The organism is Microcoleus sp. AT8-B5 (assembly GCF_036705565.1).
Classification (GTDB): Bacteria; Cyanobacteriota; Cyanobacteriia; order Cyanobacteriales; family Microcoleaceae; genus Microcoleus.
Genome location: NZ_JAUBUY010000001.1, coordinates 72,158 through 96,143, shown reverse-complemented (window position 1 = coordinate 96,143; position 23,986 = coordinate 72,158). Strand labels below are relative to the sequence as shown.

The following is a 23,986-nucleotide window of genomic DNA, read 5'->3' as shown; positions in this document are numbered from 1 at the left end:
TTGTTGGTGAACCCGCCCCTACAAAAATCGAGGTCGCTCGACCGGACATGATATAAGTGAGTCTGAAGGACACTAAATCCGGGTTATAAAACACTTTATCATACTCGGTGATTGAAACCTTTCCTACACAAATGAAGTCCGCCTCCGCAGACTAAAAAATAAAGGGGTATTAAAGCTAAATTTGGTAGAAATTCCTGAGTGCCAACATATTTTTTGTCAACTTATTTTCTTCTTTTTACTCGGCTATTTAGGCGATGTAAGCGATGAATCATTCAATCTCAAACCTCAAACCAAGAAGTTATGAATTCTACTACTCTCGACCCGACAACCAACGCCTTACAGATTCCTTCACCTATAATTTCCGCGCACCAACTCGACCACTACTTCGGTCAAGGTCAACTGCGAAAACAGGTACTTTTTGACATTAATCTCGACATTAATGCAGGTGAAATCGTGCTGATGACGGGGCCTTCTGGTTCTGGAAAAACTACGCTTTTAACTTTGATTGGCGGACTGAGATCCGGTCAATCGGGAAGTCTCAAAATAATCGGTCAAGAAATGTGCCATGCGAGTTCAGACCAATTGGTAAAGGCGCGACGCAAAATTGGCTATATTTTTCAGGCGCACAACTTGCATCGCAGTTTGACAGCGCTACAAAACGTGCAGATGGGTTTGGAAGTTCACGGGAATTTGTCGCGTTCCCAAATGCGCGATCGCTCTGCAAAAATGCTAGAGTTAGTAGGACTGGAACAGCGGATTAACTATTATCCAGATGATTTGTCTGGAGGACAAAAACAAAGAGTTGCGATCGCCCGCGCTTTGGTCAGTCAACCGCAAATTGTTTTAGCTGACGAACCAACAGCCGCCCTGGACAGCAAATCCGGTCGCGAAGTGGTGAATTTGATGCAGCAACTAGCCAAAGAACAGGGTTGTACTATTCTGTTAGTAACCCACGATAACCGAATTTTAGATATTGCCGATCGCATCGTTCACATGGAAGATGGAAAATTAGCCTAATTTTTAAATTTCCGAAGAATAGACATCCTATCTAATCCGTTGACATCGGAATTATTATCTCTCTCTTCTCTTTCTCTGTGTCCTCTGTGCCCTCTGTGGTTTAATCATTTCGATACAACCGGAATAGACATCACCCATAACTACCCCATTTTCAATTTTGGATGTCAAAATTTAATCCAAAATTCCCAAACTCGAATCTAAACTCGTCCTTGAACTTTTGACTAATTGCTAACCACCAATCCTTGCCGGTAAATTCCCAAATTTTGCAGGTACATTGCTTCGAGTTTGGGCATCGACGATTCTACAGAACCACCATAACGGCGAAAAGAAGGCCAGATGTAAGCGAGTTTTCTGACTGCTGGCTCCAATCGACCCGCTTCTATATCTTCTAATGCACCTTTTTCTCGGATTAACTCTATAGCCATCCAATCTTGATTTTCTGGGCTGAAATCGCGGACGCCAAATTTTTTGGCAAATCTGTCCCAAGTGGTGCTGAGAAACTGATATCGCCCCGCTGCGTCGGAACAGAGTTTTTTGCCGTAGCGACGGCCGCACCTCATTTCTCTGGGATGATCTTGAAAGCTGACAAATTTCGTGCCGGTGTACTGGGTGCGGTAGCCGTCGGGGCTAGCGGTTCCTTCGGCGGCTGCGATGGTGTCGAGAAAGGCTTTGACTCGACGTTCGGGGCTGATGTTATCGAGTCTGCTATCGAGTCTGGGCTCTGGTGAATTCTGGGTTGGAGTTTCGGGCGATCGATCGCGATCGATGTTATTCTCTCGTTTGTCTGGTGAGTCGATCGTCGCAACTTCCGGCAGCCGTTTCGGGGCGGGCGAGCTTCCTGCCGAGACCGATTGTCCCCACAGTCTCGGCGTCATTCTACCTAAGAAAAAGCACAAACAGATTAAGAAACCCCAAGAGAGTTGAAAACGAAGGCGTTTAGACCGATTCCGGCGCAGAACCGGCCACCGGTGAAGGGGGAGTGTTGCGGGCAAAATTTTCGTTTGCTGGCCGAAGGCGAACAGCGATTTCAGCGCTAGCAAGGTTTGCTGGTAGAAACGCGGTGGAAGTTTCCGAGCTCTCATCGCTGCTGCGAAAGTCTCGACATCAGTCAGAGTAACTTGTGCCAGCGGTTTTGCGACAAACACTCGAAAATGGTTGGCCGCCTGCCAGCTAAAGCGCCGGTTGCGGGGGGATTTGCGGTTTACCCACAGGCGAATTAGCTCCATGTCTGACATAGGGAGCAGGTGGCTTCCCAGATGTTTTGATGCGTACAAAAGTACCTCCTGATATCAGTTCAGGTTGAAATATCCCAGTTTGTGGACTTGAGATTGGTTTCACCTTTGAAATTGGGGACTGGCAAGGAAAAAAATCTCTTTCGGGGCGATCGCAAACTTCAAATTTTTCGGTCATCACCGAAGGGGAGCGACAGGGATCAAGATAAACTGGTTTCAACCATATCCAGTGATACTACTAAGTGTTCGCCCGGTCAAGTTCACGGGCAGATTTGGCGATGGGTTGAGTCTAAAATTTAGTGATTCCACAGGTCTCGCCGTCCCAACTGACATAGGTTTCAAGGTGCTGGCATTCGGCTGACTCAAAAGTGAGCGATCGCATTTTTTGTATCTAATATTAAGAATTCTGTCGGTGTTTGGACCCGGAGGATTCCTCAGCTTGAATGCTGAGCAAATTTTTGCGTTTTGCCAGCATCAGGGAACCGTAGCGGTTAGCCCAAACTTGAGTAAACTCAGCACCTAAGAAGAGAATCTGAGCTGAATAATTGATCCAAAGTAAGATAATCACGAACGAGCCAGCAGCACCGTAGGTAGAGGCAATACCGCTACCTCCTAGGTAAACTCCAATTAAGGATTTGCCGATCGTAAACAGCATTGAGGTGATGGCGGCGCCGATCCAAACATCATTCCAGGCAAGATGGACATCGGGCAAAACTTTGTAAATTAAAGCAAAAAGCAGCGTAACTACGCCAAAGGAGAGAGCAAAGTCCACAATCTGCCAAATACCCACTGGTAAGTGCAGCAAGCCGTTCAACCAAAAGCTGACGGCCGCTAAAACGGCGCTCAGGACTAAAGATACTAGCAGTAGAAAGCCTATGCCTAAAATCATTGCAAAAGACAATACGCGGTCTTGCAGAAATCCCCAGATCCCGCGTCCGGGAGGCGGTGAAACATTCCAAATAGTATTGAGGGCTTCTTTGAGATTAGTAAACACATTGGAAGCCCCCCACAAAAGTGTAGCGATACCGAGTAAAGTAGCAATCATTCCCGACTTTGGTTCGGAGGCTTTGAGGATGAGTTCTTGGATGGTTTCGGCGCCATCTTTGCCGATTAAACTTTGGAGTTGACCGACGATTTGACCTTGGGCTGCGTCTGCACCAAAGACTAAACCGGCGATCGCAATTACGATAATTAGCAGCGGGGCCAGGGAGAAGACTGTGTGATAGGCTAGGGCGGCTGCTAGGGTTGGCGCTCTATCTTCTTGCCATTGAGTAAAAGTTTCTTTGAGCAGGGATATGACTGTTTTTAATTTCACGGCATTTGGTTTCCTTATACTTAGAGTATAAAGAATTATACTAGGTTAAGAGTTTTTTAGCCTCAGCCACAAGATAGATTTATCGATTAGCAAATTCGGAAGATTATTTTTATGTCAGATTCCCACACAACTGTTAACAACACCGAGGTAAAACTGTCCAAAAAAGCAATTTCTTGGGCAAAAATTAGCGCATTAGTAGGGGTGGTCAATTTTTTGCTGGTGCTTTTTCATTTCAGTTACCTTCAGTTGCGCCCTGTTTATCAGAGCTATTTTCCGGGTTTAGTTAAAATTTATGACCCGATTAAAGGCATTGATTCGAGTTTAGCTAATCCCGAATATTTGAAAAGTGCTGACCAGTTTTGGCGAATAGATACGTTTTTTATTGGTTTTTTTGGGGCGGAATTTTTGATTAAAAGTTTGTTCCACACCCGCCGTAAACCGGGGGTAACTTGGTTTGATTTTGTGCTGAGGCGCTGGTACGAGGTGTTTCTGGTGATGCCGATTTGGCAGGGGTGGCGGATTCTGCCAGTATTGGTGCGGCTGCACAAGTCTGGTTTGGTGAATCTCGATCGCGTAGTTGCTCAAGTTACCTATGAACCGGTGGCTTATTTAGCCAATACGATGTCGGAATACATGATGGTGCGGTTTATCAATCAAGCTAAAAGTTCGATCAAACAGGGCGACGTGGCGCAGATGTTGCTGGCGCAGCAGCCGTACCTTCACGTCAATCAGGAAAATACGATCGAACAAATTACCAAACGGATTTTGGATCTGACAATTTACAAAGTTTTGCCACAGGTGCAACCGGATTTAGAAGAATTGCTGCACCACAATTTGGAAACAACAATCAAACAGTCTGATTTCTATCAAATCCTGCAAACTTTCTCTCCGATTAATATTTTGCCGACGGAGATGACTGAACAGCTAGCAAATTATTTAGCTCAAACTGCGGTGGATGTGGTAGCTACTACTTATGAAGACGATAAAGGTAGAAAAATTCTCGATAATTTCAGCCAAGAATTTAATCAAAGTTTACGGCGGGAATTGCAAGATGAGAAAACTCTCGCGGAATTGCAGTCGCTGCTGTCGGATTTGTTAGAAGAAGTGAAGTTGAATTACATTCAAGGCGGGTTGAAGTCCGATCCGGTGCAGACTTTTACGGAAATTAACTCGCTCCGGGGAGTAAGGGAGAGTTGATACTGCAATGAGTTCCGGTGTTGTGAATTAGATTCTTTTTTTTTACTCGCATCTTGCACCATTGTCAAGAACAGGCCGAAAAGCCTGTTCCACAAGAGATGAATTTTCTTGTGGAACAGGCCGAAAAGCCTGTTCCTAAAAAAGTAATTGAGAATGGTGCAATATCTCAGTTAAAACGAACCCCGAAGACGCCAAGGGCGCGAAGGAAGAGAAGAGAAAGAGTTCACAAGTTCTACGGGTAAGGTGTGCAATGCACACCTAGGAATATGGGTAGTGGGGATATCCGAAATGTCGGGGGATAAACCTATCTGAGTCCCAAGCTAAAATAAAAGCATGAACATAAAACATCTATCATATTAGATATCTATCTTGAACAACCTTACTTGCCTGGAAATAGAAGTAGCCCAAACAATGCTGAGTTTAGCAATGTTGGTGGGCTTAACACTTTTAATCGCCTTTTTTGTGGCGTCAGAACTAGCATTAGTATCAGCCGATCGCCATCAAATCCGCCAACTCGCCCACTTGCACGATCGCCCAACCGCCAAAACCGCCCAACTCGTCCACCAAGCTCAAAACAACATACCGCATTACCTGTCTGTGACTCAAACTGGCACAACAGCAGGGAGTTTGCTGTTGGGTTGGTTGGGTGAGGGAGCGACTGTACACTGGATTGAACCGTGGATCGACAAATTGCCGATCGGTCATTTTTCTGCCGTGCTGACTGCTCATTCGATCGCAGTTCCCGTAGCTTTTATCTTAGTAACTTACGTAGAAATAGTCTTAGGAGAACTAATCCCCAAAGTATTAGCAACCCACGCCCCAGAACGTACCGCTTTGCTGCTGATGCCGGCCCTCGAACTCTGCTCAAAATTACTGTGGCCGCTGCTAGTAATTCTCAACGGTACCGTGTGGCTGCTGACTGGTTGGATTACCAGTAAAGAGTCTCAACCGCTGGTGTCATCTTCCCAGGCAACTTTCGTTCAAAAAGATGCTCATTCGGCACTCATTTCTGGCCTATGGGAAGTGACAGCAGTTAACGAAAAACTAGGGTTAAACCTGCCAACTAACCAAGCTTACCAAACAATCGCCGGATTCGTGATCCACAATTTAGGTAAAATGCCCAATCAAGGCGATCGGCTATTGTGGGGCGAGTTAGAAATAGAAGCAGCAAATGTAGTAGAAGGCAGTTTAGAAACAGTGCTAGTGCGTCAGGTAACTCGCCCTTTGTTTGAGACTCAGCAGCCAGAACTTGTGTTAAATTGATCCTAAATCAGGCTTAAATACTTCCTCGCTCTATGTGTGAGGTTGTAATTAGTCGCTCAGTGCGACAATGTACCAGAAATCTGCAAATTGCATAAAGCACAGTTTAGGAGGTGGATATGCTAAAAACACTTTGGGCTACTGTTCGACAAGGGAAAATTGAACTGCTGGAGTTATCCGAATTACCCGAAGGGGCAAAAGTATTAGTAACAGTTTTACCTGATGAAGAAGCTGAGTTTTGGCTTCAAGCGAGTCAAACATCACTAGATAGAGTTTGGGACAATACTGAGGATTCAGATATTGGCTTAATTTAACCTTTTCCAGATATATTCATAGCGCCTATAGACGCTTTTTAGTATTTCCTGGGAAACTTCTGTATCTTTGACACAGGTTATGATAGCGGAATCTTTACAATCCATATCGCCAAGAACATAAATTCTCAGATGTTTTGGAATAGCATTGTAAGCTTCTCGCAAGCTACTTTTATTTTCTTTTGTTGGGAATGTTAGGAATTTAGCAAAGGCTTGAACACAAGTATCTGCAACTGTTTGCTTTCCCTGAAGCTGAGCGATGGTATCTTCTACTTCTTTTACAAACTCATCAATCTCTATATAATAAAACTCTAAAGTCGAATTTCCGTAGTAGAGATGGTGACAGCTTATCCTCGCACCCTTGGGAACTTGGGTAACAACCCATCCCTCGGCAACTTTGGTTTTGAATTCCTCAAAGTTAACCCATTCCCAACAATCGATCATACCGTCTTCAAAAACTCGGATGATGGTTTGGTAGTAGTCGCCGTTGTGTATAAAGGCCGACAACCCTTTACCCCGAATTATTTCTCCATTTTCACCGTTTCTATATAATTGAAGCATTTCTTTTGCCCTTAACAATCAAGCGTATTCCAGTAGGGAAACGGCACTGCCGTCTCCTCTTACGGACACGGCGCCGTGCCCAAGGGGTGTCAACTTAAGGTAAAACCCATAGTCCGGCAAGGGTTGAAACCCCTGCCTCAAAGCGAAAGTCCTCTCAAAGAGGACTAATGAGTTAAGAATTCTTCTTCTCAGTCCTCTTTCAGAGGACTTTCGCTATTAGACAGGGAATTCATTCCCTGGCGGACTGCCGGGTGAGCGGGAGAACTGGCGGACTAAAAGCTTAAGTTGACACTAATGGGCAGTGCCGTTTCCCTACAGATATCGCCTACTCCGCCTTCGTTTACCCCACAGCCACCTTCACCGCACCCCCAACCAACTGCTCGTAATCCGCCAACAACCACGGAGGCAAACAAGTATTCGCATCCTGAACCCGCAACTGTCCAGGGCGACAATACAGCATCGCCGCCAACAAATTATTCACAGCTTTAGGCGCTCCAAACCCTTTACTCAACTCAACAACCAACGATTTAAAAAACTCGCGATCGCTCTCATTCAATGGCTCGTTAATAAACCCGCTGCCCAACATTGCTTTGTAACCCTTGCCAAAATCGCTCCGGTACAAAACTTCTACTTGTTCGCCGGAAACGCTCAGCCACAAATCGGCAATTTGCTTGCGAATCTGCCGCAAATCTGCTATTACCAATTCAGCCGTCGGGTCGATTTCATAAAGATTGACGGCAGCAGTTAATTGATTGAGAAACTGCGGCATATAATCTTGTTTGACAACTGTTTGTTCGGTTGTCGCAAATGCGCTCTCAAACACCTTTTCGTAATCTTCAAGCAACCACTGCGGCAAGCGGGTGCGAGCATCGGGAACCCGCATTTTACCCGGAACAAAATACAGCATCGCCCCCAGCAGAGCATTGATAGCTTGAGGCTGCACCAACCCTTTACTAATTTCAGTCAATCTCTGCAAAAATTTTTGTTCGGCTTCACTCATTGATTCTGCTTGCAAGCCACATCCGAGTATTGCTTGATATCCCTTGCGAACTTCTCCTCGGTAAAAAGTTTCGAGTTTCTCTGAAGGAACAGTCAGCCAAAAATCTGCCATTTGTTTTCTGATTTGGCGGAGTTCCAAAACAACCGATTCGTCAGACGGATCGATGCGGTAAAGATTGACGCATCCTAACAGTTGATTCGCAAATTGCGGGGATTGAATATATTGAGCGAGCAAGTCAGAAGTGGACTCAGACTTGACGGTGGCTTCCATCTCAAAAACTTGTTCGTAATCCCCAATTAACCAGTGCGGCAAACGGTTGCGAGCGTCGGGAATTCGCATGGTTCCCGGCGGGAAATACAGCATCGCGGCAAGCAAGGCATTGACAGCTTTGGGATGCACTAATCCTTTGCTAATCTGGGTTAATTGCTGCAAAAATATTTGCTCGCTTTCGATCATCGCTTGACGTTGAAAATCGCTCTTTAGCAGGATTTGATAGCTCTTACCTGAAGCGCTTTTGTAGGCTGCTTCGAGGTTTTCGGTGGGAAGGTTCAGCCAAAAATCAGCGATTTGTTTGCGGATTTGACGCAATTCGGATATTGCTGAGATGTTTGAGGAGTTTCTCTGATAAAGGTTGACGGTGTTCGAGAGAATCTCGTCCAAAGCTGGCTGCTTGGGAATGCTATCCTGTAAGTTGCGCGATGCTTCCAGGTGGCTGGTTTGCCAGTTGCCAAAGAGTTCTTGGAATAATTTGCCGATCGCCCCAGAGTATGCAACACTGTCAAAACAAGCCGGATTAGCTTGCATTTTCTGCTGAATTTCCTGCCGTTTTTGCTGCCGCAATTGCGGGTTAGTGCCGAGGGTAACGGCTAGCTGAATGTAAGATGCTTCGTCATAAGCAATTAAATCAGGCATTTGCAGTTCCCGCAGCATCGCCGAACCTTGGCGGAACCGCAAAGCATTTCCTTCCACAACCACCGCCGGCAATCCTACTTGCAAAGGATCAATTAACGATGTTGCCCCAGCATAAGGATAGGAATCGAGATAAACATCTGCTAGCTGCAAAAATTCTTTCACATCCGCGCGACTAGGCAGTTGTTTTACGAACCGCAAGCGGTTGTTATTGACGCCGTATTTAGCGCAGACAGCGTTCAGATTGTTGACAAAAGGTGTTGCCGGATAGGTGCGAGTCCAAGCCGGCCCGAAGGGATATAAAATCAAGATGGAATCTGGTACAGCAGCTAGAATCTTTACCCAACTCTCCCTCAATTCAGGCAGAATTTTGTAGAAGTTGGCGCCGGAGATAAAAACGGTTGTATTGTCTGAAATTCCGAGACTTTGGCGGGTAGGTTTGACTGTAGCTACTTCCGACTCTGTTGCGTATTTGAAACAAAAACCGCTGCCTTGGAGAACAGCCAACTGTTCGCGATATTGTTCTTGATAACTAGCATCGGGCGCGGTAAATTGACCTGCGATGTAGTAATCCATGTGCCGGATTCCGGTGGTTGTCGGGGAACAGAAAGATGTAGTTTGTACCCGCGCTAAACGGTGGATTGCTAGTGAAGTCAGCGGTTTGTTAATAGCTGTTAAATTAGTACCGAAAAACAGGATATCTAAGTCGTCGGCGCGGATTGTTTTGACTTGCGATGCAAAGTCTTTCGGGAGTGCAACCAGTTTGTCGGCGCGACTTTGACAGTATTGTTCTAATTGGTGGCCGCTGGTGTTGAGCGCGTACAGGTATATCTCGAACTGGTTGCGGTTTAAATGCTCGAAAACCGGGATGGTAGCGAAGGTTTCGGTTTGGGGCGTGAAATGGTCGTTGATGATGCCGAGGCGGATTTTTGTCCGATTTGGCGATCGCGCCGGGAAGATACAATCAATTGAACTGCCGCGATTTTTTAGCGAAAACTCAATAATTTCCGCCCGTTTGGTGTAAATATCGCGCAGGTTTGCCGTGGCAAAATACACCGGGATAAAGTTCGCAACTTGCGAGAAAAATAAGGCAATATTTTGCCAAAGTTGCGAATCGGGATTGGTGAATATATTGCTATGAATGTAATTCACCCATCTTTGCATAAATTCATAGTAGTTGTCTGCTTCTCCAACTGTTTGAAACAGGTTGGGACTGCCAAACATAAATTTGAGATAGTCATTGGCAAACCAGTTGGGAATTTGAGCGCGCTCGTACTTAATCTGCAATTGATCTGCACGTCGGTAAAGCATCGCTGCTAGCAGGTAATTGATGGCTTTTGGCTCATTAAATCCTTTGGCAATATTTGCAGCTACTTCATTAACAAAACTCTGTTCTGCGTGGGTTAGCGGTTCATCTTTAATGTCGCTCTTCAGGAGTATCTGATGTGCCTTACCTGCATCGCCAGCATAGGCATTTACCAGTTGAGCGGGGGGCAGATTCAGCCAATAATTGGTAAGTTGCGTACGACATTGGCTGATGTTAGCGAGGCTTACTGGGTTAGACTGGTCTTTTTGATACTCTCCCAAGTATTGAGATAGCGAATTTAAAAGTTGCGCTATTTTGTTTTCGGGAACTAATTCATCAGCTATTAAGTAGCTATGTTGCTGCAAAATTTCCTCTGACCAACGGACTTCTTCGGGTTGGTAAAGTTGAGAGTGCAGGTGAATAATGAGGGCTCTCATTAAGTATAATTTTGCGCGAACGCTAGCCATTTTTTGGGTTCGGCTAGAGCCGTCACCGTGCTGCCTATAATAGAGATAAGGCTTAGGTAATCGATACCCTAACCAGCCTTTTTCATAGGCCGACACCCAAAATTCCCAGTCTTCACATCCCAGCTTCATCACTTTTTTTAACCCGCCTACTTCCTCGAAAATTCCCTTTCTAAATAAAGAACTAACGGGAGCTTGATTGTCTCTCAAAAACCTATTGGGATCGAAATCACCGTGGATAACTAAATCACAGTTGGCTCCGAAGTGCTGCATATCTGTATAGACAAAACCCACCTGCGGTTTTGCTAATAAAATTTCCAAGCACTCCTCTAGAAAATTCGGATGAATTCGATCGTCAGCATCTAGGAATAAAATAAACTTTCCTGACGACTGCTGAACGCCAACATTTCTCGAATCAGCGGGCCCCGTGTTGGGTTTATCTATGAGGCGAATCGATGTTTGAGGATACAGTTGAATTAAATAATTTGCGAAGTTGCTGGTATCATCCGTGCTGCCGTCATTGACAATTATGCACTCCCAGTTTTGATAAGTCTGACTGACAACACTTTCAACAGCTTCTCTGACATATTTCGCGTGATTGTAGCACGGGATAATTACGCTGATAAGTGGCTGTGGGGGTGTGCGATAAGGTAACGCATTCAGTTCCGAGGCAAAAACCGAGACAGGAACCGAAGAAATATGTAGGATCCCTCGTTGGCGGATGCCGTATTCATCCCATATTTGGTAAGCTTCTTGCTGGGATAATTGCGATCCATGTTCCAAACCTTGTTGATTTTTATAGTACAAACCGAGAATTTCGGGCAAGTGGACAATATTTTCGCTTTTGCCAATCCGCAGCCAAAATTCGTAATCGCCAGCAGCCGTAAATTCGGTTCGGAAATAGCCGTATTTTTCGTGCAGCGATTTTCTCCACATCGGTTGGGAACCAATAATGCAGCGCCGTTCGAGTTCGCTGTAGTCAAAGGCTGGCCAATTCCAACGCTTTTCTGCTTGGGTTTTTGCAAAAGTATCGTTCGCTGTGTTGGTGATTAATTGGTCAGCATAAACCAGACTTACTGGGGAATTTTCATCCAAGTATTTCGCCATGAATTCTAGGGCATCGGGGCGGTGTCTGTCATCGGTGTTAGCATTAGTTATGTAAGCTCCGCGCGACATCTTAATGCCTCGATTCCAGGCTGCATATAATGTTTCGCGGTCAGAAGTGCGATCGTACACAATATTCGGATATTTCGCTTGAAATTCCCGCACAACAGACTGTTCGTTTTCTTGGGAACCGCTGTCAATTACTATGATTTCGAGTTGGCCTTGTTTGTACAGCGTTTGCTCTACCAAGTCCTGCAAGCAGCCGCGGATAAATTTTTCGGAATTGTAAGTAGAAACGATCGCAGATACTTTAAAAGCGGACGGGACAGGCTGGGAGTTCTCACCATTCCCGAATTCCCTCTGCAAAGCTGCATCAGTTTGCTGTTGAACGGAAGCATTCTCCGAATGTGCGCGATCGGCTACTTGAACCAAAGCTGAACTAACAATTGCAGCCATTTTCGACCAGGAAAACTTCTTAGCTTGCTCTAAACCCGCCGCAATTAATGAGTTGCGGACACCGGGATTCTGTATTTCCCGCAAAGCATTGACAAGCCCAATAACATCATCTCCATTTACATAAACCGCTGCTTTTCCTGCTACTTCAGGAATCGAACCGTTTGGACAGGTGATGACTGGACAACCGCAAGCCATTGCCTCAAGGACTGGCAACCCAAAGCCTTCATATTTCGACGGATAAACTAACACTGAAGCACCAGAATAAGCAGCTCTCAGTTCGCTGTCGCTTAGTTGCAGCGTGTGGACAGTATTCCCAGAACAGTACAATTTCAACTCTGGTTCTAATGCAGGTTTGCCACCTGCACAGACTATATCAAAGTCAAACTTGTTGGCAAGTTGAGAAAAGGCTTTGAAGAATAATATTCCGTTCTTGTAACCATGCCAGCCTACCCTTTCGCCTACCAAAAGAAAATAGGGCTTGGTAATGCTGTATTTTGACTTAAAGCCTGAAATTTCTTCTCTATCGGATGGCGAAAAATTGGCATCAATGCCACAGTGCGCTACAGCGACCGAATTTGAAGAAATCTGCGGAAAAACCTTTACTAAATCGCGGGCTGTATTTTCGGAAATGGTGATGTAGGCCGAGGCGTGGCGGATACCGCAATGCTTTTCTCTCCACTCGGAATGACCAATATTTTGCCCCATCAACTCTGGGATCATGTCATAAGCCATGAAGACCGATCGCGTTGACAAAGGCGTTGTATAATAAGTAGAAATAAATAAATCGGCTTTTTCTTCATCGCAGATTTGTTGGAGCATTTGGCGGTCAGCATCGGTTTGGCTGTAGTCGTAGCGAGCTACATTCCGGTACTGAATGCCGGGAATTTTGGGGGCGGTTCCCGCTCTGTCAAGAACTATAATTTGTTTGGCAAAACCATTTTCTGCCCAGTTTTCTAGCAGCGATTTCCAGACGCGACCAATGCCCGTGCTGTTGAGCTGAAAAAATACGCCGTCTATCACAATTTTTCTACTTGTTTTAGTAGGAGGCATGGCTGCGGGAGTTATCATTGATTTGCGGTTCTCTCTGTCTGCGATTTTTCTCAGGGCTTCCTCGTAATCCTGTTGGAGTAATGAGGGTTTTTTCAATTCCGGCTCTTTGTAAGATGATAAGCTATGAAAAAGTTGAGGCTGAATTTTCTTGTCTGAAAAAATATGCAAAGAATCGCCGTTAGAGTAAAAGTTTAAATTAAATTTTTCGGCAATTATCGAGAGTGCCTTGCTGGTATAAATAGAAATGTGCTGACCTTCATCTAGCGCATAGTACCACCATTCGCTGGGCTTGGGATTGTTGGCTGGCAGCAGTTTGGTACTGAATAAAATATTGCGGGAAAATTTGAAGATTTTTTGGATCTCTTCCAGCGGCTTAACAAAATGCTCAAATACTTCAAAAGCTGTCACTAATTCGTAGCTGTAGCTGCTGTTTTCGTCTGCCTCAAATCCTTGAGAGAATATATTTTTACAATATTTGTCGTGCCAATAAAAATCAAATCCTAAATCTCTCATCATCCGAACAAATACACCGTAGCCACCTCCATAATCTAAAAATTTAGCCTGGTGATTAAATAAATTAAAAATAATATTATTGGCGGCGTTTGAGAACATCGTGCTTCTCGATAACATTCCCACGTCGCTGCTAGCTATGGCTTCTGAATAAGCCTCCTCAAGCCAGTAGGGTTCTTCCGTTTGAACAAAGCCGCAATTTGAGCATTGAAAATACTCGACGTTATATTTTTTTAGTACCCTAGCTGCAGCAAAGGTGTTGGTTGGAAAATCACAAATATTGCATTTCATTTTAATTATTTAAACTTACAAATTTATTCAAGTAACTGCCTGTGTTGGAATGCCGAATATTTATGAGACTTAACTAAGTTTATAATAGTCCTAAGTGATTGCAGTGCGATCGGCTAGACTGTTTTTATGCTGACGATTGAACTCTTCGGACGGTTCCTCAAGGGTTTACCGTTATGTATACATACAACTTGTGAATCAACAGGAACATCCTACACCAATGCAGCCCCGACTCAGATATCTTATCAGGAGTCAGCTCCCTAAAAATTACTTCTACTAAAGGCTTGACAAAGTTTAATTCATGCTATAGGTAACTCGTGAGGACAGCAGCCGCATCTCCAGACAGCGCCCAGGGCTGTTCCGTTCCCACGACCTCACCTGAGACCGCCGCAGCATGGCCGGGATTCCTCACCACACAAAAACAAGTTACAATTACGTTAAGATTGATGAACATAAATAAAAAATCCCAAATCACAGGGACTAAAAATTAGGAGGATCGACCTCGGTGAATAAACGCTGGAGAAACGCTGGCCTGTACGCACTGCTGGCTATTGTAGTCATTGCCTTAGCAACGGCATTTTTTGACAAACAGCCCCCAAGTAGGGAAGTTTGGAAGTACAGTCAATTCATTCAGGAAGTCGAAGGCAAGAGAGTAGACAAAATAAATATCAGTTCCGATCGCAGCAAAGCCCTGGTCACAGCCCAGGACGGCAACAAGGTACTCGTTAACCTGCCCAACGACCCCGAACTGATCAACATCCTGACCAAAAATAACGTAGATATTTCAGTTCTGCCCCAAAGCGACGAAGGCTTCTGGGTAAAAGCCCTCAGCAGCCTGTTCTTCCCGATCCTGCTTTTGGTCGGACTGTTTTTCCTGGTGCGGCGCGCCCAAAACGGGCCCGGCAACCAAGCCATGAACTTCGGCAAATCCAAAGCTAGAGTCCAAATGGAGCCGCAAACTCAGGTGACTTTCGGCGACGTGGCCGGCATCGAACAAGCCAAGCTAGAGCTCGCAGAAGTCGTGGACTTCCTGAAAAATGCAGACCGCTTCACCGCAGTCGGAGCAAAAATTCCTAAAGGCGTGCTGCTAGTGGGCCCTCCCGGAACAGGCAAAACCCTGCTCGCAAAAGCAGTGGCTGGAGAAGCAGGCGTTCCCTTCTTCTCGATTTCCGGTTCAGAATTTGTGGAAATGTTCGTGGGTGTCGGTGCTTCCCGCGTCCGCGACTTGTTTGAACAAGCTAAATCGAACGCTCCTTGTATCGTATTCATCGATGAAATTGACGCCGTAGGCCGCCAGCGGGGCGCTGGTTTGGGCGGTGGTAACGACGAACGGGAACAAACCCTGAACCAGTTGCTGACCGAAATGGACGGCTTTGAGGGCAATACTGGCATCATTTTGATTGCTGCTACGAACCGCCCCGACGTGCTCGATGCGGCGCTGCTGCGTCCGGGTCGCTTCGATCGCCAAGTTGTGGTCGATCGCCCCGACTTCGGAGGCCGCCTAGAAATTCTCAACGTTCACGCCCGCGGCAAAACTTTGTCGAAAGACGTGGACTTGGAAAAAATCGCCCGCCGGACACCCGGTTTCACCGGTGCGGATTTGTCCAACCTACTCAACGAAGCAGCAATTTTAGCCGCCCGCCGCAACTTGACCGAAGTCTCGATGGATGAAGTCAACGACGCGATCGACCGCGTGCTCGCTGGCCCAGAAAAGAAAGACCGCGTGATGAGCGAAAAGCGCAAAACTTTGGTAGCTTACCACGAAGCCGGTCACGCTTTAGTCGGTGCGCTGATGCCCGATTATGACCCCGTGCAGAAAATTAGCATTATCCCCCGCGGTCGCGCTGGCGGTTTGACTTGGTTCACACCCAGCGAAGATCGGATGGATTCTGGCTTGTATTCTCGTTCTTACTTGCAAAATCAAATGGCGGTAGCTTTGGGCGGCCGCATTGCTGAAGAAATTGTCTTCGGCGAGGAAGAAGTAACGACTGGGGCGTCGAACGACTTGCAGCAAGTGGCAAGAGTAGCGCGGCAAATGGTGACTCGCTTCGGAATGAGCGATCGCCTAGGCCCTGTAGCTCTCGGTCGCCAACAAGGCAATATGTTCATGGGTCGCGATATCATGGCTGAACGGGATTTCTCGGAAGAAACCGCAGCCACGATCGACGATGAAGTGCGTTTGTTGGTAGAACAAGCTTACCGTCGCGCTAAAGATGTACTCGTCGGCAACCGCCACGTCCTTAATGCTTTGGCAGATATGCTAGTTGAAAAGGAAACTGTGGATGCGGATGAATTGCAAAATTTGTTAGCTAATAGCGATGTGAAAATGGCGACGATCGCCTAATCAATTTTGGATTGTGGATTTTGGATTTTAGATTAAATCTAAAGTTTGAAATCAATAATTGGGGTGATTCTGGGATTGTCTGGAATCGCCCCGATTTTTTTATGAGTGCGATCGATCGATTTTAGATTTTAAATTTTGGATTTTAGATTAAATCTAAAGAATGATATTATGTCCGGTCGCTTCGCCCGAAATCAGGTAGGGGCGGGTTCACCAATAATATCGGCCAATAATTGACAATCTCAAAAACCCGCCCGGCCGGGATATTACGGTCAATCGATCGGACATGATATCAGACATTCAGCATACCTTTTTCCAGCAGCTAGCGCTTAAATTCTTCCCAGAGAAATCTTGGTTCATCTTTTCTAGATTCAATAATCACACAGTCCTCAACATCCTCCCAGATATCGTCTGGGTACTGGAAGTCAAGCAGCACCACGACTTTTTAGCCTTGAGACTCAACTAATATCAAATCCGTATTATTCATCTCTCTCTTCCCTTTCTCTGTATCCTCTGTGTCCTCTGTGGTTTCATCATTCCGATACAACAGGAATTGATATAAAAACTGAAAATCTGTCGGTTCGCCGCATTCAGCCAGCACGTCAGCTCAAAAATCTCTGTGATTTTTGAGGTCAACAATTGCAGCGGTTTTGTTGCCTAGATTGTCCGTTAAAAATTGAACGCCGCACATATTGTAAATTGCCATATATCGAAGTTAGCAACCTGTATTAAAATTAGATGCGAGTCACAATCATATGAGTTTACAATTTGGGAGCCTTCCCAAATCTAAAATCTAAAATCTAAAATCTAAAATTGTATGAATGATCAATCTTGGTTGACACTACTAAAAAAACACCGGGCGATCGCAGTCATCCGTTCCTCCGAAAAAGAACTCGCTCGGCAGATGGCATCATCGGTAGCAGCAGGAGGAATCCAGTTTATTGAAATTACTTGGAATACCCACAAATCTGCTGAATTAATTGCCGAACTCCGCTCCGAATTCCCTACTTTTAGTATTGGAACCGGCACTTTATTAAACTTAGAAGAGTTGCAACAAGCAATAGACTGCGGCGCTCAATTTCTGTTTACTCCGCACACCGATTTAGCTATGATTAAAACAGCCGTTGACGCCGGAGTGCCGATCGTCCCCGGTGCTTTTTCTCCCACGGAAATTGTAACCGCGTGGCAAGCAGGCGCTACCTGCGTTAAAGTGTTTCCGATATCGGCTTTGGGAGGCGCGGCTTACCTGAAAAGCCTGCAAGGCCCCCTGGGAAACATTCCTTTAATTCCCACTGGCGGGGTGACGCTGGAAAATGCGAAAGTATTTATTGACGCCGGGGCGATCGCCGTTGGTTTAGCCGGAGACTTATTTCCTAAACACTTAGTGGAAAATAGCGATTGGCGGGCGATCGTCCAAATTGCCCAAACTCTCTCCCAAAACTTAACAACTTGTTAAGCCCTGTTTCCAAATCCAACATTTCAAATCTAAAATCTAAAATAGGACAAGCCAATCTAAAATCTAAAATCTAAAATCTAAAATAGTACGAGGTGTGAGAAATGAACAGCATTATCAACTCAACTTACTTCCGCCGCGCTGGAACTTTCTGTGCCGGCTGCGCCCTCACTTTTGCTGCATTCTGCGGCGGTTCAATGACCGCATTTGCCAGCGAACAGCACAACATAATTGCAAATAAAATTATGCTGTTGCAGCAATCCAGCGAACGCTGGATTGAAATAGATTTGTCAAGACAAAGGTTAATAGCTTGGGAAGGAAATACACCAGTTTACGCGGTAATTATTTCCAGCGGCAAATCATCGACTCCCACCCGCACGGGAACCTTTGCCGTTCAAACCAAACACCGCGTTACTAGAATGACTGGGGATGACTACGACGTGCCCGACGTTCCCTATACAATGTATTACGACGGAGGCATGGCAATTCACGGCGCTTACTGGCACAATTTGTTTGGCAATCCCGTTACTCACGGCTGCACAAATGTAGCTGTCAATCATGCTAAATGGCTATTTGAATGGGCTTCGGTGGGAACACCCGTGGTGGTGCACAAATCTCAGGTTTAGGGAATTGGGCATAGTCGAACATTATTAGAACTGATGCACCGGTGGTCAGAAACCGGGTTTTTTTGGGAAATACTGCGTTACAGCCGTAGATTCGGTCAAAAACCCGGTTTCTTCGATCGGATTTCATCAGTTGTGGTTTTTTTTAGCTTGCTTACTTCATTACTGCCTTCAAGCACAATCCCAATTATATAAAACCTCACTAAAATCTAATTCTCTGAGTGCTGATTCATCAATAAAAAAGTTACCTACACCAGTGTCTCCCCACATGATATCTACTGTCTCATTGCAATCGGTATCCATTTGCAATATAAGAATGTCTAGCTTTGGTTTTTGCTCGGAGTTACTACTATATTTTCTTACGTCCTCTTGTGTAAAATCAGGATAACCACCTATTTTATGACCTCGAAAAGATGATATGTCTTGGTACTCAAGGTAAATTTTATGCTCGGTGGTAAAAAACTCATCAATTTCTCCTAAAAGTTGGGTAAATTGGCGGTCACTGATACTAATCGGCGCATATTTTTTAGTAAATTGCAAGTTGCAGCAGCCATGCACGGGAAAATATTCTGGTTCCGGCAAAAAATCATAATTGGTAATAATGTTTTCAACTTTGAAGTCGGGCTGAGGAAAATACATTATTTTGAATCTGTCTTCGATTGTATGATTATCTGCATTAGCAGAATTGTCCAAATTTAAACCATATAGGTCATCGTCAGCTATATAGAACTGTAAGATACCCCGATCGGGAAAACCATCTAAAGGCGGTATTTCATCAAAGTTGAGTTGCGCTAGCAAGAATAAATATTTACCGTCAGCAGTTTTTGGATACTCAAAGCCTTTAGGTAAATAAGGCAATCCCCCAAATTTACTCTGCCACCAATTAACGTCATCATTATTCTGGGTTTGAATTTCGATGTAAGGTTTAATGGTAGCTTCGATTCTGTCGCGATACTTTTCTAGTTCAGGAGAGAGTGGACATTCTAGTTTGTAGTTCATCTGCTTTTAACAATTTGTTTTGAATGCAATCACTAGGGTGCGCCGAAGCGCACCTTACCTGTAAAACCTCTTCCTAACTTAGCTGCACCACGGGTTTATCCTCTAACAAAGTTGCATTTGTCAGCAAATCTTCCACGGTAATTCGCAAAAAGCGCTGTTCGTCAACGCGGAAGAAGATTTTGATGCGATCGCTCCCCGGATACCCAGGCGGCGTCAATTGCGCGATGCTGCGGGCTCCTTCTTTATCATTTAAGGGCTGTACCGATGTTTGGCCCGCGAGTTGGCGAGTAATTAGTCTGTCGCCATCAAAATATATCTCCGTGCCGCCAGTTTCCGCTCCCAATTCGCCGATAATTAATTCTATACTTGGCTGACTTTCTAAAGAAGCCCCCAAGACTAATTCTACCGGTTCGCTCATCGGATAAGACTGGCCGGATTTAATTAAACTGTGCCAACTGTGGCAATTGTCGCGGCGGTTCCAGTAGCGAATTCCGTAACTGTGATAGAGAAAATCTTTGATTTCTATGCCTTGACTCAGTTGCAGAGCACCTTGGGCGATCGCCTCAAAGGGTTTGTCGCAGCGAATTTTTGTCGGCTCGAAATATTGCTGCACCCAACGCTGAACAGCGGGAATTTGTACAGTACCGCCAACTAGCAAAACTGCGTCGATGTCGCCAATTTCTAAGCCTTGGCGCCGCGCTTGCTGCAATACTTGATTCATGCACTCGTCGAGTTTGTCAAAAAACTGATGTTCACCGAGGATAGATTCAAAACGAGATCGATCTAATTCTAATTCGTAACTCTCAAAATTTTCATCATCAAAATAAACCTCAACTGCCTGATTTACTAAAGATAACTGAATCTTTAACCGTTCTGCCAATCTCGTTGTAATCGGAGATTTTGCCAGCCCTTTTGTTTGAACAAAATAGTCAACTAGCCAATTATCAATATCAGAACCGCCTAAATTTTGTCCGGCTTTAGCCAAAACCCGGGCAACTTTTGTTTTTTGCGCTGAAGATTCAGCTAATAGCTTTTCGCCCCACTTGAGAATAAAACCGAGGGGCTTTTTGTTGGAGGAAGCGTCCAAACGCACCAAAGAAAGGTCGAGAGTTCCGCCGCCGAAATCAATGACTAACAGATTTTCGCGATCGGCTAAACCGTAACCCAAAGCAGCCGCCGTAGGTTCGTCCAGCATCCGCACCTGTTCTACTTGCAGAGATTGTGACACTTTGCCCAACCAATGGCGGTAAGCTTCAAAACTATCTACCGGCACAGTAAAAATCAAAGAATCGATCGGCAAGGGCAGTTCGCGAATTGAGTTCACAATTTGACTCAAATACCACTCACCTACTTGTTCAAAAGTAATAAGTTGTCCGTCAAGTTCCGGCACAAAACCCTGAACAGAAGTGCCAATTCCCCGCTTAAAATTGCGAAAAAACCGAGAATCTCCACTCAAATCCCGGCCTTTGTCGCGGACTTGCTGACCGAGTATGACTTTACTTTGAGCAGCGTCCTCAACGTAGAGTAAACTGGGAATTAGGGGCGGATTTTGAGCCGAGATTGCCGACAATCCCGGTAATTTTAAAGTTTCGGGCTGCTGGAGGACTTGATTCCAGCGAGCGACGACGGTGTTGCTAGTTCCAAAGTCAATTGCGATCGTCATTCAGCCAAAATACACAGCTACTAGGGATTAGATTATAATATGGTATTTGGAGCGGCAAAGACCAACATAATATTATGACTCAATCCACTTTCTTTGAAACCGAGAACGAAGAGCCTGTACAGGGAATTACTGAAATTGCAGTATGCGGCTACAAGTCTATTTACGAAGAGTGCCAGATTGAAGTGCGATCGCTGACAATTCTAGCCGGTGCCAACAGTTCTGGTAAGTCTAGCATCATGCAGCCACTATTGCTGATGAAGCAAACGCTAGAAGCCCCTTACGACCCAGGTGGTTTGAAACTTGACGGGCCTAATGTTAAATTTACATCAGCAGAACAGGTATTGTCTAAACTTTCTCCAGAAAAATACAGGGATGAGTTTTCTCTCAGGCTGAATATAGACACAGATAATTTTTTTATCAGCTTATTCAGAAAGCAGCCAAAGCACGGGATTAAAGTTGTTAAAGCGACTTACTGTATTCCTTATTACGATGGTGAAAATATTACTATATTTCCCGGAATGCAGCATCAAGAATTGTTGAAAACTATTTCCGAATATCTGGCTGAAACTTACAATTTATTGTTAGATAATAACTCCTACGAAGAACCGCCATTATTGAGTGTGAGTAATGTCCGATGTTTTCTAGATTTGAAATTTGGCGACAGTCAGTTTGATTCACCCTATTCGGCGAATTTCCCCAAACATATTCGCCGCATAGTCCACGTTCCCGGGTTGAGAGGCAATCCAGGACGCACCTACAATACCGCAGGAGTTGGCAGTGAATTTCCGGGTCTTTTTGAAAATTATGTTGCTAGTATAGTTAATTACTGGCAAGAAACAAAAGACGAGCGACTGATAAAATTGGGTCAAGCTTTTGAGTTATTAGGACTTAACTGGAAAGTTGAAGCCAGACAGATTAATGACGTACAAATTGAACTGCTAGTAGGTCGTTTATCCCGCAGCGGGAGTGCAAGCGATACTGTTAGTATTGCTGATGTTGGCTTGGGAGTATCGCAAACCTTGCCTGTTTTAGTTGCTTTGCTTGTAGCAGAACCAGGACAATTAGTTTATCTAGAACAGCCGGAAATTCACTTGCATCCTCGCGCTCAAGTTGCTTTAGCACAAATCTTAGTGGATTCTGCAAATAGAGGTGTGCGAGTAGTTCTAGAAACTCACAGCGAATTGCTGCTTTTAGCAGTTCAATCGTTAGTTGCCGAGGGTAAAATACTACCGGATTTAGTAAAACTTCACTGGTTTAAACGGCGCGACGATGGTGTTACAGAAGTCACCAGTGCCGATTTAGACGAGACGGGAGCTTTTGGAGAGTGGCCTGAAGATTTGGGCGATGTTTCTTTGCATCTAGAAAGCCGCTATTTGGATGCAGCAGAAGCTGTTTTGTGGAAGCGTTAATATGGCAGATAAAGTTTCTAAACGCCTGGTAATAGATGCTTCTGTTGCGCGTGCTACTGGTAGAGAAGATGCAACCTATCCCACATCGGTTTACTGTCGGAAATTTCTCCAAGCTGTCTTGGATCTTTCTCACCGAATTGTGATGACTCCAGATATTAGAGATGAGTGGAACAAACATCAATCAAAATTTGCTCGTAAATGGCGGTCCCAGATGGTGGCCAAGAATAAATTATGTTTCTTCGATATCGAGGTAGATAATGATTTGTGGTGTCAAGTTGAAGCAATAGCCGAGAGCGATAAAGAGCGGGAAGTAATGGTTAAAGATTTGCGCTTGGTGGAAGCTGCGATCGCTACAGATCGCACAGTAATTTCACTTGATAACAAAGTGAGACAATGTTTTGCTAAAGTAGCAGTAGATGTTGATCCGCTAAAAGATATTATATGGGTAAACCCAGCCCAAATAGCAGAAAAACCCCTTGATTGGCTGCAAAATGGTGCTGAACCTGAAATAGAACGATCGCTCGGATTTCAGAAACCAGACAACTGAGTAGATTTAGAGTAATTCCGGGTTAGTAGGATCGTCCGTGCGATCGCCATTTTACCAATTTTTAGTTTCAAGAAATAAACGCAAATTTTATAAACTGCACACAACTCATACCTTTTAGATTAAAAACGTGAGAATGACTGACTGCATAAGGGTTTGGATCGCGGCCCTACAGTTGCATTGTTTCTTGAAAGTGGTATAATCTGTCCGCCTCCACCAAGCTTTTTCATTCGATCTCAATCCAATTTTTTAAGGAATCGTGCAAAATGTTGGACATGGGCGATCGCAAAACAGCACTATTGGCTTTAACATTGCTTGTCCCTGCCGCTAGTATCGGTATCATAGCAGCCTTGTATCTTGCCCCTGGAAGCTGGGGACAAACACTCTCAGTCTTTTGTCAAGTTTGGTTGCTGGTTTTTCCGATCGCGTGGTCTGTTTTTGTCGATCGCAAAAAGCTCAGTTTATCCCTGCCCAAGCCCCAAGAATTGCTGGCTGGATCTATTTGGGGAATATTCATGTTTGCGGTAATTCTGGGTATCTATAGCCTTTTTGGTCAGCAGTGGATCGATCCTGTAGTTGCTAAAGAAAAATCGTACCAGTTAGGTATTAGCAGCCCTACTATTTACTTGATTGTCGAAGCATATTTTGTGCTAGTTAACTCGCTGATTGAAGAATTTACTTGGCGGTGGTTTGTCTGCAACAAGTGCCAGATTCTCATACCGGGTACAAAAGCAATATTTCTGAGTTCGCTATTTTTCACCCTCCACCACATTTTTGTAATCGCAGCTTACAGCGACTGGCAGGCTGTGATCTTAGGTTCCTTAGCTGTCTTCACCGCCGGGATAATTTGGTCGCATTCTTATCTGACTTACCGTTCGCTTTGGTCGAGTTATATCAGCCACGCGATCGCAGATTTAGCCCTGGCAATTATTGGTTGGCAAATCCTTTTTAACTAGCTGCTTTTTCAGCTACAA

17 protein-coding genes are annotated in these 23,986 nt (G+C 44.9%); 11 read left to right on the top strand and 6 right to left on the bottom strand.

The window, feature by feature from the left end:
* Positions 1 to 300: 300 nt before the first annotated feature.
* On the top strand, positions 301 to 1,017 hold the full coding sequence (locus QUB39_RS00435) for a DevA family ABC transporter ATP-binding protein (RefSeq protein WP_333484968.1): 717 nt from the start codon (positions 301 to 303) through the stop codon (positions 1,015 to 1,017).
* A gap of 221 nt (positions 1,018 to 1,238) precedes the next feature.
* Here QUB39_RS00435 and QUB39_RS00430 read toward each other — a convergent pair whose 3' ends face one another.
* Together QUB39_RS00430 and QUB39_RS00425 are read right to left on the bottom strand one after the other, a co-directional pair.
* Positions 1,239 to 2,252, bottom strand: a complete 1,014-nt coding sequence (locus tag QUB39_RS00430; RefSeq protein WP_333209052.1) for a glycoside hydrolase family 104 protein — start codon at positions 2,250 to 2,252, stop codon at positions 1,239 to 1,241.
* Between the two features lie 394 nt (positions 2,253 to 2,646).
* Entirely contained in the window at positions 2,647 to 3,564 is a 918-nt protein-coding gene (locus tag QUB39_RS00425) for a YihY/virulence factor BrkB family protein (RefSeq protein WP_333055407.1), read from the bottom strand.
* A gap of 111 nt (positions 3,565 to 3,675) precedes the next feature.
* On the opposite strand from QUB39_RS00425, the gene QUB39_RS00420 reads away from it, so the two are divergent.
* The 3 genes from QUB39_RS00420 to QUB39_RS00410 all read left to right on the top strand — a co-directional run bounded on the left by QUB39_RS00420 (position 3,676) and on the right by QUB39_RS00410 (position 6,335).
* Positions 3,676 to 4,761 (top strand): hypothetical protein, encoded by a 1,086-nt coding sequence (locus QUB39_RS00420; RefSeq protein WP_333055408.1) that lies wholly within the window; start codon positions 3,676 to 3,678, stop codon positions 4,759 to 4,761.
* A gap of 369 nt (positions 4,762 to 5,130) precedes the next feature.
* Complete coding sequence (locus QUB39_RS00415; RefSeq protein ID WP_333055409.1) at positions 5,131 to 6,024, top strand: CNNM domain-containing protein; 894 nt, start codon at positions 5,131 to 5,133, stop codon at positions 6,022 to 6,024.
* A gap of 116 nt (positions 6,025 to 6,140) precedes the next feature.
* Entirely contained in the window at positions 6,141 to 6,335 is a 195-nt protein-coding gene (locus QUB39_RS00410; RefSeq protein ID WP_333209049.1) for a hypothetical protein, read from the top strand.
* Here the strand turns inward: QUB39_RS00410 and QUB39_RS00405 are convergent.
* Together QUB39_RS00405 and QUB39_RS00400 are read right to left on the bottom strand one after the other, a co-directional pair.
* Positions 6,327 to 6,893 (bottom strand): DUF7638 domain-containing protein, encoded by a 567-nt coding sequence (locus QUB39_RS00405; RefSeq protein WP_333055411.1) that lies wholly within the window; start codon positions 6,891 to 6,893, stop codon positions 6,327 to 6,329. The genes QUB39_RS00410 and QUB39_RS00405 overlap by 9 nt on opposite strands.
* 340 nt (positions 6,894 to 7,233) lie before the next feature.
* Positions 7,234 to 13,983 carry a glycosyltransferase gene (locus QUB39_RS00400; protein WP_333209047.1) on the bottom strand — a complete coding sequence of 2,250 codons (6,750 nt, stop codon included), beginning with the start codon at positions 13,981 to 13,983 and terminating at the stop codon, positions 7,234 to 7,236.
* A 502-nt stretch (positions 13,984 to 14,485) separates the two neighbouring features.
* Here QUB39_RS00400 and ftsH3 point away from each other — a divergent pair.
* From ftsH3 to QUB39_RS00380, 4 genes are all read left to right on the top strand, one after another.
* On the top strand, positions 14,486 to 16,324 hold the full coding sequence (ftsH3, locus tag QUB39_RS00395) for an ATP-dependent zinc metalloprotease FtsH3 (RefSeq protein ID WP_006633639.1): 1,839 nt from the start codon (positions 14,486 to 14,488) through the stop codon (positions 16,322 to 16,324).
* Positions 16,325 to 16,607: 283 nt separating this feature from the next.
* Entirely contained in the window at positions 16,608 to 16,787 is a 180-nt protein-coding gene (locus QUB39_RS00390) for a hypothetical protein (RefSeq protein ID WP_333055413.1), read from the top strand.
* Between the two features lie 351 nt (positions 16,788 to 17,138).
* The gene (locus QUB39_RS00385) at positions 17,139 to 17,777 is read left to right on the top strand and encodes a bifunctional 4-hydroxy-2-oxoglutarate aldolase/2-dehydro-3-deoxy-phosphogluconate aldolase (protein WP_333209045.1); all 639 of its coding nucleotides are present in this window, start codon (positions 17,139 to 17,141) and stop codon (positions 17,775 to 17,777) included.
* 101 nt (positions 17,778 to 17,878) lie between these two features.
* Positions 17,879 to 18,400, top strand: coding sequence for a L,D-transpeptidase (locus QUB39_RS00380; RefSeq protein ID WP_333055415.1), 522 nt, complete (start codon positions 17,879 to 17,881; stop codon positions 18,398 to 18,400).
* A gap of 168 nt (positions 18,401 to 18,568) precedes the next feature.
* Here QUB39_RS00380 and QUB39_RS00375 read toward each other — a convergent pair whose 3' ends face one another.
* On the bottom strand, positions 18,569 to 19,396 hold the full coding sequence (locus QUB39_RS00375) for a DUF1963 domain-containing protein (RefSeq protein ID WP_333209043.1): 828 nt from the start codon (positions 19,394 to 19,396) through the stop codon (positions 18,569 to 18,571).
* Positions 19,397 to 19,469: 73 nt separating this feature from the next.
* On the bottom strand, positions 19,470 to 21,059 hold the full coding sequence (locus QUB39_RS00370; RefSeq protein WP_333209041.1) for an Hsp70 family protein: 1,590 nt from the start codon (positions 21,057 to 21,059) through the stop codon (positions 19,470 to 19,472).
* Positions 21,060 to 21,133: 74 nt separating this feature from the next.
* On the opposite strand from QUB39_RS00370, the gene QUB39_RS00365 reads away from it, so the two are divergent.
* The 3 genes from QUB39_RS00365 to QUB39_RS00355 all read left to right on the top strand — a co-directional run bounded on the left by QUB39_RS00365 (position 21,134) and on the right by QUB39_RS00355 (position 23,968).
* Positions 21,134 to 22,468, top strand: coding sequence for an AAA family ATPase (locus tag QUB39_RS00365; protein WP_333209039.1), 1,335 nt, complete (start codon positions 21,134 to 21,136; stop codon positions 22,466 to 22,468).
* 1 nt (position 22,469) lies between these two features.
* Positions 22,470 to 23,015, top strand: a complete 546-nt coding sequence (locus tag QUB39_RS00360) for a hypothetical protein (protein ID WP_333209037.1) — start codon at positions 22,470 to 22,472, stop codon at positions 23,013 to 23,015.
* 263 nt (positions 23,016 to 23,278) lie between these two features.
* Positions 23,279 to 23,968, top strand: coding sequence for a CPBP family intramembrane glutamic endopeptidase (locus QUB39_RS00355; RefSeq protein WP_333055420.1), 690 nt, complete (start codon positions 23,279 to 23,281; stop codon positions 23,966 to 23,968).
* Positions 23,969 to 23,986: the final 18 nt, after the last annotated feature.